This window comes from uncultured Hymenobacter sp. (genome assembly GCF_964242765.1).
GTDB lineage: Bacteria > Bacteroidota > Bacteroidia > Cytophagales > Hymenobacteraceae > Hymenobacter.
On record NZ_CAXTBM010000003.1, the window covers coordinates 137,413 to 155,974 of the forward strand.

Sequence of the window (18,562 nt, forward strand, 5' to 3'; positions counted from 1 at the left end):
TACTCTGGAACAGAATTTTCCGAGTCACACAACTTCCGAAAAGTAGCTAATCATTCTATTTCGAAGTTTTACTGCCTAGTGCCCTTTATGAAAACAGCATTACGTTTTGTTCTATTACTGCTAGGTTGTGCGAACCTAACCAATCTGACAGCGCAGGCCCAATGTCCGGCTAATTCAACTGTGACCTTGGCGTTTCCCAGCCGCAACGGGGAAAATTGGGACGTAACCACTGCCCCTAATCTGGCAACCCCACTTGCCAGCAACGTAGGAGGTACCCCCACCGATGTTACGTCGGGCAGTTATACACCGGCAGCAAGCACTCCGGCTAGCTACCTACAGGTGCGGCAGTACGGCGGCGTACTTGGACTCGGTGACGAGAGCCGGCTTCTTGATTATAATACGCTGGAGTGGTTTGCGGACTACACTACCAACGCGGCCAAAAGCTCTTCGGTTGTTTTCGCCTTCAGCCGGCCGCTCGATAATTACAGCATCACGTTGCAGGATATCGACCGGGTAGTAGGGGCGAATCCGGGATTTATCGACGAGGTTCGGCTGGATGGTTATGATGTAAATGGCAACGTTGTGAGTTTGCCTGCTAGCAGCTTCGCGTACAGCACAACCTCTCAAACCGTAGCCGGCAACACGGTAACCGGCGCGGCCGACATCAGCAATAACAGTGCTACCGCCGGGCTGGTAACAGTAAGCTTCCCGGTGCCTATAACCCGACTGGTACTAACCTATAGCAACGGAAGCACGAATACCAATCCTAGCCAGCAGGCCATTGGTATCAGCCAAATGTCGTGGTGCAAGGCGATGCCAGTGGCCAACAACGACTCGCGCGATGTACCATTGAACACGGCCGTAAACGGCAACGTGGCACTCAATGATTCGGATGCCGATCAGAATCCGTTCACGGCGACTTTAGTTAGCAACCCCTTGCACGGCACGGTTAGTTTTAATGCAGACGGTACGTATCGGTATACGCCTACTACCAGCTACACCGGCCCCGACAACTTTACGTACCGCATCTGCAACAGCGCCACCGCCTTTTCCACCCTGTGCTCTGGCACTGCCACCGTCAACCTGCGGGTGTATAGCACCAACACGGCTTGTACCTCGGCCTCGGGCTCCAACCTGCTCCAAAATTCCGACTTCAACGCGGGTAACAGCGGTTTCTCGACCACTTACCGTTACGTAGACACAAAGTATGCTGCCGGCAATACTACCTCCGGCGTGTATCCGGAAGGAACCTACGCAGTGGATGTCAACGCAAACTCCTATCACCCCGGCTTTCAGGGTACGGGACATACGCCCAACGTGACGAACGACAAGTTCTTAGTCGTGAATGGCGCCCTGGATATCCGGACGTTCTACTCGCAAACAGTAACTGTACAGCCCAACCGCTACTACACTTTCTCGGCATTTTTCAACAATCTGCTGCCTGTTGGTTCCGACCAGGGAGTTCCGGAAGTCGGCTTCGTTATCAACGGCGAATCGGTATCGGGTACTATTCGGACGGAAGAAAACCCAGACAATTGGTTTTCTTTCTCTGACATCTGGTTTTCGGGAAGCAATACCACCGCCACCTTTGAAATTCGGAACGTAAGTACGGTTGTCGGCGGCAACGACTTGGCCGTGGATGACGTGTACTTCGGCTCCTGCAACTTGGCTCCTACGGCCATAGCCGATGCCGCTGCTACCACGCCTAACACAGCGTCGGCAATCAGTGTTCTGGTCAACGACCTTGATCCGGACAGCAACAACTCGTTTGCCCCCGCTTCTATCGACATAGACCCCACGCAAGCGGGAGTGCAAAGCACGCGCACTGTTAGTAATGAAGGCACTTTCACGGTGAATACCAGCACGGGGGTCGTGACGTTTACGCCGGTGGCAAACTTCGTCGGCACTTCTGTTACATCTTATGTAGTGCAGGATGGCAATGGCGCCCCCACTAACTCGGCTAACCTAGTTGTGACGGTGCAGCAGCCAACGGCCGACCTAGTTGTTAGCTTAACGGCTCCGGCCAACAACGCCACCGTGGCAGCAGGACAGTCCGTCACGTTCACGGTGCAAACCACCAACAACGGTTCATCCACGGCCGCCAACGTAGCTCCCACGGTACAACTGCCCGCTGGTCTGACCGGTCCGGGTACCAACGGCGACCTGACTTTCTTGAATGGCGGGACCTATGACAATGCTACCGGCCTGGTGACCTTCCCCGTAACAAACAGCTTGCCCAGTGGCAGCAGCGTTATCAACAGTGTCACGTTCTATGCGCCCGGCACGGGTCCGTTCACAGGGGCGGCCAGCGTAGCAGCGAACACTGCTGACGCAAACAGTGCTGACAACACGGCCAGCATAACCGTGAATGTAGCTTCCGCCTTTGATCTGAGCACAACCATCAGCAGCCCGGCTACGGTCGGCGCTGGCACACCGCTAACGTTGAGCGTAATCACACGCAACGCTGGTCCGGCCCCGGCTACTGGTGTGGTGCAAACGGTATCGTTGCCTGGCAAACGCACTCAGTTGTTTGTTACCAACAACGGTACGTACGTTTATGACGCTGCCACCAGCTCGACACTGGTGACGTTCCCGGCAATAGAAATTCCGGCGGGCCAGAGTCGCAACAACACCATTAGCTTGCAAGTACCTACGGTGGGCACGTTCACGGCTACGGCTACGGTACCGACCATCAACGGCGAAACGACTACCGGCAACAACAGCGCTACAACTTCCACGGTATTGAGTTCGGCCACCGGTGCCTCAATCAACGTCTATTCTTCCTTCACGACGACCAGCGACGGAAACCCGGTAGCCAACGTGGCGGCCGGTGCCCCGCTGACGCTAACGCTAACTTCCGGCAACGCCGGGACAGAAACGGCAGCCGCTGTAAACCCGCGCTTGTCGCTGCCCGCGGGCCTGGACCCAGCTACGGTGGTTGTTTCCAACGGCGGCAGCTACAATTCCCTGACGGGCGTTGTGAGCTGGCCGTCTTCCCTGAGCTTAGCTAGTGGCTCTAGCACTGTTAACACGGTGCAGTTGCCGGCTCCGGCTTACGGACCGCTTTTGTTGCACGCCACCACCAGCACGGTTGCGCCCGACCCAGTACCGGCCGACAACAGTGCTTCCATGATGCTCACCGTCAACCCTACTGCGGACGTGGTTAGCACGATGACCGGTCCGGCTACGGTTACGGCCGGGCAGCGTATCACGTACACCGTCACGACCACCAACCGAGGGTTAATGCCCGCCACCAATGTGCAGCAGTTCGTGCAGGTGCCACCGGCAGTGGCCAACCTCACCTACACCAATAACGTGCTGCCGACTTCTGTGGGAGCGACGGTAGACGTACAACCCAACCAAGCGTTGCTAGCTTATCCGGTTATCAGTGCGTTGACCCCTGGTCAGTCGGTAACGAACACCGTAACCTTCGATGCTCCGGCTGCTACGTTCCCCGTTACCGCTTTTGCCATCACCACCTCGCCCGACAACACGCCGGCCAACAACAACAGCACTATTACGGTAACTAATACCGCAGCTTCCGACGTGGTAGCCAGAATTGCCGGCCCAGCCATTGCCGTGAGTGGTACGCCAGTGGTGTACTCGGTTGACGTTCGCAACAGCGGAACTTCTCCCGCTAGCAGCGTAGCTACTTCGGTATACCTGCCAGCTAATTTGAGCAGCGTAGTGGTGCGGGATGCGGCCGGCGTACCAATTAGCGGGGCTTATAGCGCCGCCACTGGCATCGTGACCCTGCCTACGCGCACCAATTTGCCGGTCGGCGCGAGTGGTGCGGGCATCAACACTATCACATTTGAGGCTCCCGATGTGGCTGCCATCACGGCCACGGTGGTTGGCAACGTAACTGCGCCCACCAACGACCTGAGCCGTACCAACAACACGGCCACTGCTTCCACGAGCGTGGTGCGTTCCACGGCCACCGTGGATATGGCTACCACCATCCGGGCCAACGTAACGAGCCAAGTGGCGGGTCAGCCCATCACGTTCACCGTCACGACCACCAACAACGGCCCGGCCACGGCCACTTCTGTGGTGCAGCGAGTAGCGTTGCCCGCTCTTCTTGATCCGACTACGCTTGCCATTTCCTCTGGTGGGGTCTATGCCCCAGCTTCCGGCATCGTCAGCTGGTTGTATGCCTCACAAGGCGTGGGCAGTGCCAATGCTGTAACCAATACCATTCAAGTAACGGCGCCGGGCACGGGCCCCTTGACAGCTGTGGCCAGCGTGGGTTCCGACAGCAACGACGGTGCTTCTGCCGGCAACACCGATGTGGCCAGCGTGACCGTGACACCACTGGTTAACCTGCGCGCCATCGTGCGGGGGCCAAGCCCAGTAACTTCGGCCCAGATTGGTACGGTGGTGGCAGGACAGCCCGTGACGTACTTGCTGCGCGTGGCCAACGATGGGCCTTCGCCGGCCCAGGGCGTAAACTTCTCGGCTCAGATTCCGGCCAACCTCAACCCCGCTACGGTGGTGGTGTCGGGCGGCGGTGCGTACGTGCCCGCTACCGGGGCAGTTACTTTCCCGGCCATCGGGACGCTGCAAGCGGGCCCCAATGTTTCGGCGGCTTACACGGTTACCTTCCCGGCTCCGGCCAACGCCGCTTCGTATCCTGTGACGGCCACGCTAAGCACCACTTCAACCCAGACCGGCACCAGCGACGACTCCCAGACCTATACCACCAACCTAGGCAACCTGGCCCCGGTAGCCAACACGTTCGTCAATAGCCTCACCGCCCCCGACGGCAACACCGCGGATTCGTATCTGCGCCTCTCGCCGCTCAGCGCCCAGGATGCCGACGGCTCCATTGCCTCGTTCACAATTACCAGCGTACCAAACCCTGCTACTCAGGGTACCTTGTACTTCAGCGCCGACGGTACCACGTTCGCCACAGTAGCCGCGGGCCGGTCGATACCAGCCACGGATGCCGACAAACTGTATTTCCGTCCTTTCAACGACCCGACCGACCCGCTAAACAACAACGACCAGAACTTCGTGGGCAATGCGTCCTTCACCTACACGGCCACCGATAGTTCCCCCTTGCCGGGTACGTCGGCCGCGGCGCGATACGTACTGCCCGTAGGGCAAGACAACACGGCGGTGTTCACGGCCGGCGCGGTGAAGGGCGGCGACAATCCTTACCAGGAAGGGGATGTCTTGACCAGTGCTTTCGACCTGAACGGCGGCGAGTACAGAGGCACCGCAGTAACTGACGCCGGTGTGCGCTCAGCAGCACTGGCCGCGGGTAGCAATGCCTTGCCCGCCGGCACGATCCTCAATGCTACTACGGGCAGCATCACAGTGGCCAACCGCTTGTTGCTAGCCGCCGGCAGTTACACCGTGACCGTTGCTACCACCGACGAATTCGGCGGCGTAACTACGCAACCCGTAACGTTCGTGGTAGGGGCTCGGCCGCTGCCCGTCACCTTGATTAGCTTCGAAGCCGTAGCCAAAGGCCGCGACGCGCAACTAAGCTGGGCTACGGCAACCGAGAAAAACAACGTGGGTTTTGAAGTGGAGCGTTCTATCGATGGCCGTCACTTCGAGAAAATTGGGATGGTGGATGGTCGTGGCAATAGCACCAGCCGGCAGCAGTACAGCTTCGTTGATGCCAAAGCCGCCGCGGTAGCCCCAATGCTCTACTACCGCCTCAAGCAACTGGACCTGGACGGTTCGACTAACTACACCCCGATACAGGTAGTATCGTTCAATCCTACAAAGGGCGTGTTTGAGCTGACGCTGCACCCGAACCCCGCTTCAAGTGAGCTGCATCTAACGCTAACTGCTCCTCTACAAAAAGGCCAGGTAACCGTCTACTCTGCCATCGGCAGCCTAATAATGACCAAGACCTTGGACGGCGCTTTGGGCACCACACTTGATGTGAGCGGACTACCCAAGGGAACGTACGTACTAAAAGTTATCGGTGAGAACAGCCAGCCGCAGACCCGTCGTTTTGTGAAAAATTAAGGCAGCTTAGCTTCGATGTGGCAAAGCAACAGCAATGGTTATTGCAGGCGTTTCAAGAGTTGACAAACAACTGATAGATAAGCAGTTGCTTGAAATGTAATTGCTCGACACTTGTGGTTTGTAGTTAGTAAAAGCCGCTACTCAATTGAGTAGCGGCTTTTCACTTTTATGAGGTTGCGAGTAGCTAAAAAAACATGAAGACCTCGATATAAACAGCCTGTTCTTCCTCCCCGTTTTACCACAAAAACCCAAGCTCGTCCGAACGCCTAACGTTGTTGCGCGTACCTTTGAAGCTCAGAGTTACTACATATGACGCAGGAACAATTACGTCTGGCGGGCGATAACGCGCAGAATACTTTTTGGAAACAGTTCGGACCTTACCTCACCGAAAGACAGTGGGGCACGGTACGCGAAGACTACAGCGCCGAGGGCAATGCCTGGGGTTTCATCAGTCACGACATGGCCCGCAGCTACGCCTACCGCTGGGGCGAAGAAGGCCTAGCCGGTATCTCCGACGACCAGCAATTGCTTTGCTTTTCAGTGGGCGTATGGAACGGCCGAGACCATATCATCAAGGAGCGGCTATTTGGCCTGAACAACTACCAGGGCAACCACGGCGAAGACGTGAAGGAGCACTACTATTACCTAGATAGTACGCCTACGCACTCCTACATGAAGATGCTCTACAAGTATCCGCAGCGGGAGTTTCCGTACGAGGAGCTGATAGCCGAAAACGCCCGCCGCACCCGCGAAGAGCCCGAATTCGAGTTGCTTGACACCGGTGTTTTCGACGATGGGCGTTACTTCGACGTGTTTGTGGAATACGCTAAAGCCGGCCCCGATGACATTCTGATTCAAATAACGGTGCACAACCGGGGCCCGGAAACGGCTCGTTTGCAGGTGCTGCCGCAGCTCTGGTTCCGCAACACCTGGAGCTGGGGCTACGACGACTACCGGCCGGAAATGCGGGAAACGCAGCCCGGGACCGTACAGATCGAACACAAAACGCTGGGCACTTATCAACTTTACTGCGACCAGGACCCCCAACTACTTTTTTGCGAAAACAGCACCAACGGCGCCAAGCTCTACGGGTTGCCGGCCGAAGGCCGACACTTCAAAGATGGCATCAATGATTACGTAGTGGAAGGCAACGTTGAGGCGCTCAATACCGACCAGCAGGGTACCAAGCTGGCCGCGCAGTACAAGCTGCGCGTCGCGCCGGGCCTCACGCGGGTAGTACGACTGCGGCTGAGCGCCCCCAAGCATGCCGCCCCATTTGCTGATTTCGACCACCTGTTCGCAACCCGCCGCCACGAAGCCGACGAGTTCTACAACTGCATTCAGGAAAATGTAACGGATCCTGACGCCCGCAACGTGCAGCGCCAGGCTTTCGCGGGCATGCTCTGGAGCAAACAGTTTTATTACTACGACGTGACCCAGTGGCTAGAAGGCGACCCGGCCATGCTCATGCCTCCGCCCGAACGTCGCAAAGGCCGTAACCGGCAGTGGCGCCACCTCCACAACGCCGACATCATCTCGATGCCCGACAAGTGGGAGTATCCGTGGTATGCCGCCTGGGATTTGGCTTTCCACTGCATTCCGCTGGCAACGGTGGACACCGAATTTGCTAAAACGCAGTTGCGCTTGCTCACGCGCGACTCCTACCTGCATCCGAGCGGCCAGCTACCCGCCTACGAGTGGAACCTGAGCGACGTGAATCCCCCGGTGCATGCCTGGGCCACTTGGCGCGTTTTCCAAATGGACAAAAAGCTGAGGGGCGACAAAGGCGACACCTACTTCTTGGAGTCGGTGTTTCACAAACTGGCTTTGAACTTCACGTGGTGGGTGAACCGCAAAGACCATAGCAACCGCAACATCTTTGAAGGCGGCTTCCTGGGGCTCGATAATATTGGGGTGTTCGATAGAAGTGCCCCACTGCCCACCGGCGGCCACATCGAGCAGTCGGACGGAACGAGTTGGATGGCCATGTTTGCCTTGAACATGATGCGTATGGCCCTGGAACTGGCCAAAACCAACTCAGTGTACCAGGAAATAGCCAGCAAGTTCTTCGAGCACTTCCTCTACATCGCGGATGCCATGACCCGCGGCGGCGATGGTGTTTTCAACCTCTGGGACGAGGAAGACGAGTTCTACTACGACGTGCTGCACACCCCCGACGAAGAGCGTACCAAGCTGAAAGTCCGTTCGATTGTGGGGTTGATTCCGCTGTTCGCGGTGGAGGTGGTAGATCAGGAACTATTGAATTCCATGCCCGAATTTACGGCCCGGGCCACCTGGTTGCTTGCCCACCGACCGCACCTGGCTAAGCTAGTGGCCCGGTGGGAAGAACCAGGCCGGGATACCCGCCACCTGGTTGGTTTGCTGCGCCGTCAGCGCCTAACCAAGCTGCTTACCCGGATGCTCGACGAAAACGAGTTTCTGTCGGAATTTGGTATCCGCGCTATGTCGCGCTATCACCTGGAACACCCGTATGTATTCAGTACGGAAGAAGCAGATTTCTCGGTTTCGTACGTGCCCGGTGAGGCGGAATCCAGCATGTTTGGGGGCAACAGCAACTGGCGTGGCCCGATCTGGTTTCCCATCAACTACCTCATCATCGAGTCGTTGCAGCGGTTCCACTCGTACTATGGCGACTCGCTCCTGGTGGAGTACCCAACTGGTTCGGGCAACAAGATAAATCTCAACGAGGTGGCCTTGGCCCTAGCCGACCGCCTATCTAAACTGCTGCTGAAAGGTCCTGACGGCCGCCGCCCCGCCTTCGGCGACTATGAGTTGCTTCAAACCGACCCCCATTTCAAGGACTACTTGCTTTTCCACGAGTATTTTCATGGCGAAGACGGCCACGGCTTAGGCGCCAACCACCAAACCGGCTGGACGGGTTTGATTGTGAGGTTATTACAGAAACGAGCAACTTCGACCACTCCGGATACAAAACAAAACGTTGACTCATCGGCTTCTGAGGGCTTACTCGTAACTCCTTTACAAGCCCCATGAGCTACCCCAACGCCGTTGTTCTGCAAGCAACCGACAACACCGAGTTAAACGCCTATACCGCTTTCCCAACTGCCGATGGTTTGCACCCAGGCATCATTCTGCTACAGGAAGCCTTTGGAGTGAACGGCCACATTCGCAGCGTGGCCGACCGGCTGGCCGCGGCGGGTTACGTGGTTATTGCCCCCGAACTATTTCACCGCTCCGCCGCGCCGGGCCTGGAAATTCCCTACAACGACTTTCCCAGCGCCGCCCCGCATTTCCAGGCCATCACGCCCGAAAGGCTGACCGCCGATTTGCAGGCGGCTTATGGCTGGCTGCAAGCCCAAGACAACGTAACCGACAAAATCGGGAGCATCGGGTTTTGCTTGGGTGGGCGAGTATCGTTTTTGGCTAATGCCGTGCTGCCACTGTCGGCGGCCGTTTCGTACTACGGAGGCGGCACGCAGCAACTCAAAGACCGCGCCGCCGACTTGCACGCGCCGCACCTCTTCTTTTGGGGCGGCCTCGACCAGCACATCAGCAAAGCGCACATCACGGAAGTAACCGAAGCTCTGGACGCCGCCGGGAAGCCTTACATCAACACCGTCATTTCTTACGCCGACCACGGTTTCCACTGCGACGAACGCCCGAGTTACAACGCCGATGCTGCCGCCGAGGCCTGGGCCCTGACGCTAGCGTTCTTCCAAGAAAAACTAGGGTAGTCTGGTCGGGAGCTCGCCGCAGTGCTGCCCCAGCCTTATACGCTCTCAACCAAGCTGCCCGATGCCAACGAAACCTACAGTAGGCTTCAATGGCATCGGGCAGCTTGGTTTTTCTTGGCCCATGCGTGCTAGACCCAGGTGGTTGTTTCGAGTGAAGCGAGAAAGCTAAGACGTAGCGCCAGCCGAAAAGCTGGGTTTCTCGCTTCGCTCGGAACAACCACCGGTATTTTTTTCACTGTTCCGGCAAAACCCAGTAGAGCCTTTCGCACTCTGGGGTAACGGCTGCGGCTAGGCGATGCGCGGCGGTAGTTTGCTTGTTTGTTAGGACTTTATTTCTTGCTTTTGCATGGGGGCTAGAATCTTGCGGTCAACGTAGAACGTGCCGAAGGGAAGGAGGCAGGCCAGCAGCACTTTCCAAGTAGTAGAGAAGCGCCACTGGTATTCCACGCCCACGCGCAGCGTATTCAGCACAAAAAGCAAGAACAGCAGACCATGTACGGGCCCCAAGGCACGAACCAAACTTGGGTTGCCATACAGATACTTAAACGGAACGGCTACTCCAATTAAAAGCAGCAAGGAAGCGCCTTCCAGTAGTCCGAGCAGACGAAGGCGGCCAATGGGGGATTTCAACATCGGTGTCGTTAGAAGGGTAGGCGGAAATACGGGCGGCTGGCGAAAGGCGAAAAAGGCCAGGGAACAGCCAGCAAAACAAGCAGCAGCGCCGCCGTAAACCACAGCGCCATGCTGCGAAACTTCGCTTGGCTAGTAGGTTGGCGCTTGGCTAAGGCCGAGCCGACGGTGAGCACCAGAATGGCCACGGTCATGGCGGCTACGTGCTGCACGCCAAAGAACAGCGTGCCGGGTTCGTGCACGGCATCCCGCAGGTGGAAGGCGCGCAGCAGCGGACTAGTAAAGTACAAGGCGTAGCCAAGCACGAGCTGCACATGCGCAACCGTGGCCACGGTGTGCCGGGTGGTATCGTCGTGGGGGGTGAAGGGCTTGCGGCCCAACCAGCCTTGATAACCCCTCCCGATACCGTATAAGAGTCCGCCTAGCACCGCCCATCTGCCCAACGAGTGCAGAAATAGCAAGGGAGAATACATAGCCGTTAGAAAGTGGGGTGGCTGTTGCCTGGCCTATGCGTGCAGGCGCATTCCGTTAAACCAAGAGGCAAGTAGGGAACTAGGGCAATGGAAGATCGAAACAATGAATTTGGTGCGGAAGGCATGAGGCTTTGCGGGGGTGATGATGCAAAGGTCGAGGCCAGCTTGAAATCCCGTTAGTACAGATAAAGCCGGAATCAGGACGTACCAATCATTCGGCGAAATGCCAGCGGCGACACCCCGGCGTGTTTCTTGAACAGCCGACTGAAATACGAAGGGTCCGCCACGCCAACTTCGCTGGCAATTTCGCTCACTGACAGCGTGCTCTGAAAAAGCAGGGCCTTGGCTTCCAACACAATGGTTTCCTCTAGCCACTTCGTCGGCGACTTGCCCGTGACGGTACGCACCGACTTGGTGAGGTGGTTGGGCGTGATGTGCAGCAGGTTGGCGTATTCGCTGATCGAGTGCGTGGACTTCAGTGAAGTAGCAACCAACTGCTTGAAGCGGTTGGTGATAGTCAGCGCCGTGGATTGCGGCGGCGTAGGGGCCGCGGCGTAGGCTCGGCTCAGCTCGTGGAGCAGGGTCAGCAGGTAAGCGCGCAGGATGTCGGGGTAATGCAGCTCGTGGGTGTTGAATTCGACGAGCAAGCGCCGCAACAAGTTCTCGACGAAGCCCGCTGTTTCAAGGTCTAGTTCAATATGCGGCCGGCCCCAAAACTGCAATAGCTCAAAGGGGGCTGACGCGTCCGAATTGCCGGTTTTGCCGAAGAGCATATCGTCGTGAAAGTGCAGCAGAAACCCGGTGTTCTTATCACCGGGCTGAAAAGAGTACACCTGCCCGGCCCGCACCACCAGCACTTCGTGCGGTTGAATGGTATACGTTTCGTTGCCGATACGCATGCGCGCCGTGCCCGAAGTCAGGTAGATACAACTGTGGGCCGTGGCGCGCGAGGGGGGAATAGCTTCCGTGAAGTGCACGTACATCTGCTCCACCGCCACGATAAAAAACCATTCTGACCCCGCCCGCAGCAGCTGGCCGAAAGTGGAAGTGTCCTGCATAAAATGCTTCAGGAAGCCGCTGGTGTCGTAGGTGTTGATGGGTTGGGCAGGTGGTGTGCTCATGAACTTGAAACAACGGGGAAGAAGCTTGATTAAACCTCGTTAGCGGGTACTACCAAGGACGAGTTGGACCCTCGAATGTTTTATGGGCGTGCAGCGTCGCCACTAGCAACAGCTTGTGTTGAACCGGGATGCCCTACAGTATAGCTCATGGCAAAGCGGAATAAGTTAAATCAGCCAAGTCAGGCAGTGGCAAGAAAAACGAGGTAGAAAGGCGTCGGAGGCTGTAGCGCGAAGCCTGCGCTTCGCGTATCGTAGCACGACTGGCACTGCTTACGTAGCAACGACACCGTTCAACGACACGCGAAGCTCAGGCTTCGCGCTACCGCCGCCGACGCCTTTACGCGAACTGAAGATAGGCAAAGCCAAGAGTCGTTTGGTTAGTCGAAACGAAGCTCCTACGGTTGCTATGCGCTGAGCTTGGTGGAAACGGCAGCGTGAAAAGCGCTGTTGTTGTCTGCTATATTGCAACCTAACCTCCTCGGAATGCCAGTAGTCCCTGATTGGAGTGAGTTGGAAGTGGCGCAAGTGCAAGGCCGGTCGCGGCTGATTACCTGCCGCAACTTGCAGCCGCTGAAGATTCTTAATCCCGCCGCCCCAGCTGGTTCCTGCCACGTGGTACTTTCCAGCTACGGCGGCGGCATGGTCGCCGGCGACACGATCCGGCTACGCCTCAAAGGCGGCGCGCGCACGCAGCTTTTCCTTAGCTCCCAATCCAACACCAAAATCTTCAAGTCCGTTGATGGGCAAGTAGCCGAGCAGCACCTGGCCGGCGAACTGGCCGCGGGTGCCCTCGCCGTGGTGCTTCCGGACCCCGTAGTGCCACAAGCCGGCAGCCGCTACCGCCAGCTTCAGCACTGGCACCTGGCCCCCGACTCTCTGCTGGTAGTGGCCGACTGGCTGCACTCCGGCCGCATGGATACCGGCGAGAAGTTCGAGTTTCACTCGTTTTTCTCGGAGCTGCACGTGCGCCGCCAGGGCCGCCTCGTGCTCCTCGACCGGTTTTCCTTTAAGCCGCAAGAGCAGGTTGCCACCGCCCCCCCCAACTTCGGCGCCCACCAAACCGTGCTTTCCCTCTACCTAATCGGCAACCCCCACGACCCTCGGTTCGTTGGCCTCGCGCAACAGTTCCAGCAATTCAAATTGTCCATTCCCGACACTCCCCAATTCGACCTGAGCAGCCACGAGTGCTTGGTTTCGGTAACGCAGGCCAAAGAGGACGTGGTCGTGCTCCGGGCCGCGGCCCACAGCCGGCAGGCCTTGCAGCCGCTGTGTGCGCAAGTGCTTCAGGCATTGGCCGGAAAAGAATTTTTTGGCTATAACCCTTTGGCGCGTAAATACTGAGTAGCGTCAACCGGACGCGTGGCGTGCTACCGAGGCCGCCGGTCCTCGCTTACTGCCGCGAAAGCCCGAGCCTTGGCGGCGTGGATGTGGTCGATGATTTCGTCGAGGCCGAAGCCGTCGAGGGCACGGGCAAAGAGGAAGGGGCCTTCGCCACGCATCCGGTGCGAGTCGCGCTCCATTACGCCCAGGTCGGCGCGGATCAGGTCTTTGAGGTCGATTTTGTTGATAACCAACAGGTCGGATTGAGTGATGCCGGGGCCACCTTTGCGCGGAATTTTGTCGCCCCCCGATACGTCGATAACGTAAATGGAATAGTCCACTAGCTCGCGGCTGAAGTGAGCGGCCAGGTTGTCGCCGCCGCTTTCCACGAACAGCAGATCCAGGGTTGGGAAGCGTACCATCAGGCCTTCCAGCGCGTCCATATTCACGGAAATATCTTCCCGAATAGCCGCGTGCGGGCATCCACCGGTTTCCACCCCCACAATGCGGTCGGCGCTCAAGGCACTGTTCCGAATCAGAAATTCGGCGTCTTCGCGGGTGAAAATGTCGTTGGTGACTACGCCTAGCTCATATTCATTGCGCAACCGCTCGCACAGCGCTTTGAGCAACGCCGTTTTGCCGGTGCCCACCGGCCCCCCGATGCCCACGGTGAAGGCGCGCTTGCGAAAGTTGCGGTAGGAGGGAAGCCGCCGCGTTTGGCGCTCGGTGAAGTCGCCCGGCGACTCCATTGCCTCGTGGGTGTGGCCGTGTAGCAGCAGCGCAAGTTTATCAGCGAAAGCCATCGTTAAGTAGGTTTGTGAAGTGGTAAAAAGCCAATAAAAAAGGTATCATGCTGAGCCAGCCAACATAATACAGGTTTAGAACCATGTAGAGACGCGACACTTCGCGTCTTGCCGTTGCTGAGGTTGTTCAAGCCACATGGATTAGGTCGTTCAACGACGAGACGCGAAGTGTCGCGTCTCTACATGGTTCGTGTAGCGGCAAGCTAATTCTGAAAGAGCTTCGAGTAAACGTCTTCGTGTAACATCTGCGCGGCATCCAGCAGGAAAGCCGAACGGGACGCTTCTTTGTAGGACAGATGGGCAAAGCAAGCAAGCAAATGCTCGAACACCGCGTAGAAATCATGTTGCAGGCGGTGGCCTTCCAAGGGGCCCAGGAAGCCCAACCGGATGGCGGCGCTAAGCTGGTCGCGCAGGGCCATGTGCAGGTACACCGCTTGCAAATCGGGCAGTGGAAAGCCGGCTTGTTTCAGCGCCAGCGTAAAGCTGAGGGTGAAGTGTAGCGGCAATTGCCGCGCGACAAACCAGGCCCGGAGGTCAGTCAGGCCCGCAGCGGGGTAAAAAGTCGTTAGCAGTTTCAGCCACGTTTTTCCCTGCGTCACGCTGGCCCGGTGCAGCGCGGGCACCAGCAACTGGGCGTCGTACTCTTCGGCCAACTGGTGCAACTCGTCGCCTAGCGCCGGCAAGGTAAAACAGGAGTACATAAACGGTAACTCCAAACTCGCCGCCTGCTGCAAATACGCATACAGATGCTGGCGGAAATCAGCGGGCGTCTTAATCAACCCGAACGTGAAGCTGCTTTCCAACCCATAGGAGTAGGCAAACGAGCCCGTCGGCAGAGCAGAGTCTACAAGGTGCAACAGCCGAACGAATTGCATAAGGTTCTGACGTGGGGCCTCACCCCCAGCCCCCTCTCCTTCAGAGAGGCGGAGCCAAGAAGGCACAGACAAATTTCAGTGAGTGATTATTAAATCGTTCAACTCTCCTCTCCTTTTCGGAGAATGAGGTGAATTGTTAAAACAGATTATACAGCTGCGCCAGCGGCAGCTTGGTGGCGGGCTCGCACGTCAAATGCACGCCATCCACGGTCACGCGGTAGGTTTCGGGGTCGACTTCGATGTTGGGCAGATAATCGTTGAGGGCCATATCTTTCTTGGTCACGGTGCGGCAGTTGCGCACGGCTACTACCTGCTTGCTGAGGCCGTAGGTGGCCTGCACGTGCGCCACCGACGCCTGCGAGACGAATACCATCGACGTAGCCCCGATGGCCGAACCGAGCGAGCCAAACATCGGCCGCGAGAAGGCCGGCTGCGGCGTTGGGATGGACGCATTGGCGTCGCCCATCTGCGACTGCACAATGACGCCGCCTTTGATAATCATTTCCGGGCGGGCACCAAAAAACTGCGGCTTCCACAGCACCAGATCGGCTAGTTTGCCTAGCTCCACGGAGCCTACTTCCTCGGCAAAACCGTGGGCGCGGGCGGGGTTGATGGTGTACTTGGCCACGTAGCGCTTCACTCGAAAATTATCGGCGCCACGGCCGGCATCTTCGGGGAGGGGGCCGCGCTGCTGGGCCATTTTGTGAGCGGTTTGCCAGGTCCGGGTTAGCACTTCGCCCACCCGGCCCATGGCCTGCGAGTCGGAGGAAATGATGCTGAGCGCGCCCATATCGTGCAGAATATCCTCGGCGGCAATGGTTTCGCCCCGAATGCGGCTTTCGGCAAAGGCCACGTCCTCGGGGATGTTGCGGTCGAGGTGATGGCACACCATGAGCATGTCGAGGTGCTCGTCGATGGTGTTGACGGTGAAGGGCCGGGTGGGGTTGGTGGACGAGGGAATAACGTTCGGTTCGCCGCAGATCTTGATGATGTCGGGGGCGTGGCCGCCGCCGGCGCCTTCGGTGTGGTAGGCGTGGATGGTGCGGCCCTTGAAAGCGGCAGTGCTGGTTTCCACGAAGCCGCTTTCGTTGAGCGTATCGGTGTGGATGCACACCTGCACGTCGTATAACTCGGCAATGGTTAGGCATTGGTCGATGGCGGCGGGCGTGGTGCCCCAGTCTTCGTGCAGCTTGAAGCCCAGCGCCCCGGCTTCCACCTGCTCAATTAAACCTTCGGGGCGGGAGGTGTTGCCTTTGCCCAGGAAGCCAAAGTTCAGCGGGTACGCCTCCGTAGCGCGCAGCATCATTTCCAGGTAGAACGCGCCCGGCGTGCAGGTGGTAGCCGTGGTGCCCGCTGCCGGCCCCGTACCGCCGCCTACCATCGTCGTGATGCCCGAGGCCAATGCCTCCGGTATCTGCTGCGGACTAATGAAGTGAATGTGGCAATCAATGGCCCCGGCCGTCAGAATCCGGTTTTCGCCGGCCACGACTTCCGTTGTCACGCCCACCACCATGCCGGGCGTCACGCCGGGCATAATGTGCGGGTTGCCGGCCTTGCCAATGCCCACAATCCGCCCGTTCTTGATGCCAATGTCAGCCTTGTAGATACCCGTGTAGTCCACGACCAGCGCGTTGGTAATCAGCAAATCCAGCGCCTCGGCTTGCGCGATGCCGGCCGCTTGGCCCATGCCGTCGCGCAGCACCTTGCCGCCCCCAAACTTGCATTCCTCGCCGTACACGGTGTAGTCCTGCTCGACTTCAATCAGCAAATCCGTGTCGCCGAGGCGCACTTTGTCGCCGGTGGTGGGGCCGTACATATCGGCGTACGCCTGCCGGTTGATGGGTAAGCTCATAGGCCAGATTTAGGAAATGAAAGGGAGGGAAGTATAGAAAGAATTGATTTGGGCTAGGAGTGGCGCTATCGGCTTGCGGCCAGTTATCGTGTTGTAGAATTGATGGTTCACTGAACAGTCCAAGACTTGTCCATCCACAACTTTTATTAAATAAGGAAAGCCTTTCCGGTCCTTGACACCTGTAAGCATATGGGATATAAATTTTTGCTCGTCTTTAACAGTAATTCTCGAACCTTCCACAAAAATCCTCCGAACGGTAGGATCCAACTCTGGGATTATTATTTCACGCGCAAATGCGACGCTACTTTTGCGGTTGTTATAAAAGAAAAAGCACATCCCATCTATTTGCTGCAAGTACAGGTTGTATTCCTCTTGAAATCTCTTATTAGAGAAATGCGATGAGATTAAAACAAATGGCAGAAAAGGCAAGAAAATAATGGTGGCAATTATGATGACAGCTAGGATAAAAGAGCCTACTACTAAGCTGCTAAGAGATTCAGTTATCTTATTTACATAATCTCCTGTTTTCCTAATTAAATTTCTCATAGTGAAAAGAGTGTCAGTAGATATTGACGCTCTAGATTAGCTGGAAAGTCTTTCTAAGGCATTACTTCTTCTTACGTCCTCATCCAGTTTCCCGTCAATCCAGCCGTTGCCGCCGTACACGATACGCTCGCCGGCCAGGGCTACCAGCGTCACTCGTTTCCGTTCGCCGGGCTCGAAGCGGACGGCCGTGCCGGCGGGGATGTTAAGGCGGAAACCGTAAGCCAGCGCCCGGTCGAATTGCAGGGCGGCGTTGGTTTCGAAGAACGGGTAGTGCGAGCCGACTTGCACCGGCCGGTCGCCCCTATTGGTCACGTCCAGCTCTACGGTGGTGCGGTCAGCGTTGAGGATAAGGTCTTCCGAGGCTAATTGGTATTCGCCGGGGTTGGGATGCAACACGTTGTCGACGACCAGCTTCTCGGCGGCGCGGGTGAGGCCGGAGGCGTAGAGAGCCAGCTCCGGGTTGCCCAACTCGCGGCAGATGGGATGGTGCACCGTTACCAGCTTGGTGCCATCGGGGAAGGTGCCTTCCACCTGCACTTCGGCTATCATGTCGGCCACACCGGGCAGCACGTCATTCAGCCCCAGGAGCTGCTTGCCCTTGTCCATGAGCACCGCCACCCGCTCGCCGTCGCGGATAAACTCGAGGAGCTGCGTGGCAAGGAGGGCCATGGCTTCGGGGTAGTTGAGTTGCAGGCCGCGGGCGTAGCGCTTCTGGGCTACAAAACCGGCTTGGTGCAGTACCAGCTTGTCGAGGTCTTTGGGCGAAAGGTGCATGGTTGGTTGCTGCTTGTTAAATTGTTGATGGTTGAATTGTGGATTGCGGAGAGTTGACTGTTGAACGGCTAACAGTCAACTCTTCGCAATCCACAATTCAGCTAAACATTCACGTAAATCATCCAGCCGCCGTACAGGATACAGACCAGTGACGAGACGATGCCGGTAGCCAGGCGTAGGTGGCGGCTCAGGCGCATGCGGGGCGTGTACGGTATGCTTAGCAACCCTGCCACGCCAAACATACCCAGGATGGAGCCGACCCCAAACACCAGCAAATACAGCACGCCCAGCAGCGGACTGCGGATTTCGCTCATTACCAGCAGCACCAGCGCCCCACTGCCGGCCAGGCCGTGCACCAGCCCCACGGTATACGCCACCCGATGCTCTGAAGTAGTGCGCAGCTTGAAGCCCAACGGCTCCTTGCCCGCCAATCGGCTAAGGCCCATGACCACCAGCATCAAGCC

General features: G+C 57.5%; 12 protein-coding genes and 1 pseudogene. 4 read left to right on the forward strand and 9 right to left on the reverse strand.

The features are described 5' to 3' along the window. Window positions 1-87 precede the first annotated feature (87 nt). The 3 genes from ACFE7X_RS02320 (at window position 88) to ACFE7X_RS02330 (ending at window position 9,704) form a co-directional block, all read left to right on the forward strand. Window positions 88-5,988 (forward strand): Ig-like domain-containing protein, encoded by a 5,901-nt coding sequence (locus ACFE7X_RS02320; protein ID WP_375434045.1) that lies wholly within the window; start codon window positions 88-90, stop codon window positions 5,986-5,988. A 309-nt stretch (window positions 5,989-6,297) separates the two neighbouring features. Continuing rightward, complete coding sequence (locus tag ACFE7X_RS02325) at window positions 6,298-9,003, forward strand: glucosidase (RefSeq protein ID WP_375434046.1); 2,706 nt, start codon at window positions 6,298-6,300, stop codon at window positions 9,001-9,003. Then, entirely contained in the window at window positions 9,000-9,704 is a 705-nt protein-coding gene (locus ACFE7X_RS02330; protein WP_375434047.1) for a dienelactone hydrolase family protein, read from the forward strand. Before ACFE7X_RS02325 ends, ACFE7X_RS02330 begins: the two co-directional genes overlap by 4 nt. A gap of 321 nt (window positions 9,705-10,025) precedes the next feature. On the opposite strand, the gene ACFE7X_RS02335 is transcribed toward ACFE7X_RS02330, so the two are convergent. The 3 genes from ACFE7X_RS02335 to ACFE7X_RS02345 form a co-directional block, all read right to left on the reverse strand. Next, a complete protein-coding gene (locus ACFE7X_RS02335) occupies window positions 10,026-10,337 on the reverse strand; it encodes a DUF3817 domain-containing protein (protein ID WP_375434048.1) in 312 nt (103 codons plus the stop codon). Between the two features lie 8 nt (window positions 10,338-10,345). Further along, window positions 10,346-10,807: a hypothetical protein gene (locus ACFE7X_RS02340; protein ID WP_375434049.1), complete on the reverse strand. Its 462-nt coding sequence runs from the start codon at window positions 10,805-10,807 to the stop codon at window positions 10,346-10,348. A 197-nt stretch (window positions 10,808-11,004) separates the two neighbouring features. After that, on the reverse strand, window positions 11,005-11,928 hold the full coding sequence (locus ACFE7X_RS02345; RefSeq protein WP_375434050.1) for a helix-turn-helix domain-containing protein: 924 nt from the start codon (window positions 11,926-11,928) through the stop codon (window positions 11,005-11,007). A gap of 483 nt (window positions 11,929-12,411) precedes the next feature. Here ACFE7X_RS02345 and ACFE7X_RS02350 point away from each other — a divergent pair, with 483 nt between their 5' ends. Beyond that, window positions 12,412-13,269 carry an urease accessory protein UreD gene (locus ACFE7X_RS02350; RefSeq protein WP_375434051.1) on the forward strand — a complete coding sequence of 286 codons (858 nt, stop codon included), beginning with the start codon at window positions 12,412-12,414 and terminating at the stop codon, window positions 13,267-13,269. A 26-nt stretch (window positions 13,270-13,295) separates the two neighbouring features. Here ACFE7X_RS02350 and ureG read toward each other — a convergent pair whose 3' ends face one another. The 6 genes and pseudogenes from ureG to ACFE7X_RS02380 form a co-directional block, all read right to left on the reverse strand. Beyond that, the gene (ureG, locus tag ACFE7X_RS02355; RefSeq protein WP_375434052.1) at window positions 13,296-14,051 is read right to left on the reverse strand and encodes an urease accessory protein UreG; all 756 of its coding nucleotides are present in this window, start codon (window positions 14,049-14,051) and stop codon (window positions 13,296-13,298) included. Window positions 14,052-14,254: 203 nt separating this feature from the next. After that, on the reverse strand, window positions 14,255-14,992 hold the full coding sequence (locus ACFE7X_RS02360) for an urease accessory protein UreF (RefSeq protein ID WP_375434053.1): 738 nt from the start codon (window positions 14,990-14,992) through the stop codon (window positions 14,255-14,257). Between the two features lie 70 nt (window positions 14,993-15,062). Next, window positions 15,063-16,778, reverse strand: coding sequence for an urease subunit alpha (gene ureC, locus ACFE7X_RS02365; protein ID WP_375434054.1), 1,716 nt, complete (start codon window positions 16,776-16,778; stop codon window positions 15,063-15,065). Window positions 16,779-16,787: 9 nt separating this feature from the next. Beyond that, window positions 16,788-17,324 (reverse strand): hypothetical protein, encoded by a 537-nt coding sequence (locus tag ACFE7X_RS02370; RefSeq protein WP_375434055.1) that lies wholly within the window; start codon window positions 17,322-17,324, stop codon window positions 16,788-16,790. A gap of 36 nt (window positions 17,325-17,360) precedes the next feature. Next, window positions 17,361-18,098, reverse strand: a complete 738-nt coding sequence (locus tag ACFE7X_RS02375; RefSeq protein WP_375434056.1) for an urease subunit beta — start codon at window positions 18,096-18,098, stop codon at window positions 17,361-17,363. A gap of 101 nt (window positions 18,099-18,199) precedes the next feature. Next, window positions 18,200-18,562, reverse strand: a pseudogene (locus ACFE7X_RS02380) (urease accessory protein); the annotation flags it as partial.

What these genes read in the sequence shown, in the direction of transcription:
- ACFE7X_RS02370 (WP_375434055.1), bottom strand. Translation starts at nt 17,324, where the DNA reads ATGAGAAATTTAATTAGGAAAACAGGAGATTATGTAAATAAGATAACT.
- ACFE7X_RS02375 (WP_375434056.1), bottom strand. Translation starts at nt 18,098, where the DNA reads ATGCACCTTTCGCCCAAAGACCTCGACAAGCTGGTACTGCACCAAGCC.
- ureG (WP_375434052.1), bottom strand. Translation starts at nt 14,051, where the DNA reads ATGGCTTTCGCTGATAAACTTGCGCTGCTGCTACACGGCCACACCCAC.
- ACFE7X_RS02340 (WP_375434049.1), bottom strand. Translation starts at nt 10,807, where the DNA reads ATGTATTCTCCCTTGCTATTTCTGCACTCGTTGGGCAGATGGGCGGTG.
- ACFE7X_RS02350 (WP_375434051.1), top strand. Translation starts at nt 12,412, where the DNA reads ATGCCAGTAGTCCCTGATTGGAGTGAGTTGGAAGTGGCGCAAGTGCAA.
- ACFE7X_RS02345 (WP_375434050.1), bottom strand. Translation starts at nt 11,928, where the DNA reads ATGAGCACACCACCTGCCCAACCCATCAACACCTACGACACCAGCGGC.
- ureC (WP_375434054.1), bottom strand. Translation starts at nt 16,778, where the DNA reads ATGAGCTTACCCATCAACCGGCAGGCGTACGCCGATATGTACGGCCCC.
- ACFE7X_RS02335 (WP_375434048.1), bottom strand. Translation starts at nt 10,337, where the DNA reads ATGTTGAAATCCCCCATTGGCCGCCTTCGTCTGCTCGGACTACTGGAA.
- ACFE7X_RS02320 (WP_375434045.1), top strand. Translation starts at nt 88, where the DNA reads ATGAAAACAGCATTACGTTTTGTTCTATTACTGCTAGGTTGTGCGAAC.
- ACFE7X_RS02325 (WP_375434046.1), top strand. Translation starts at nt 6,298, where the DNA reads ATGACGCAGGAACAATTACGTCTGGCGGGCGATAACGCGCAGAATACT.
- ACFE7X_RS02330 (WP_375434047.1), top strand. Translation starts at nt 9,000, where the DNA reads ATGAGCTACCCCAACGCCGTTGTTCTGCAAGCAACCGACAACACCGAG.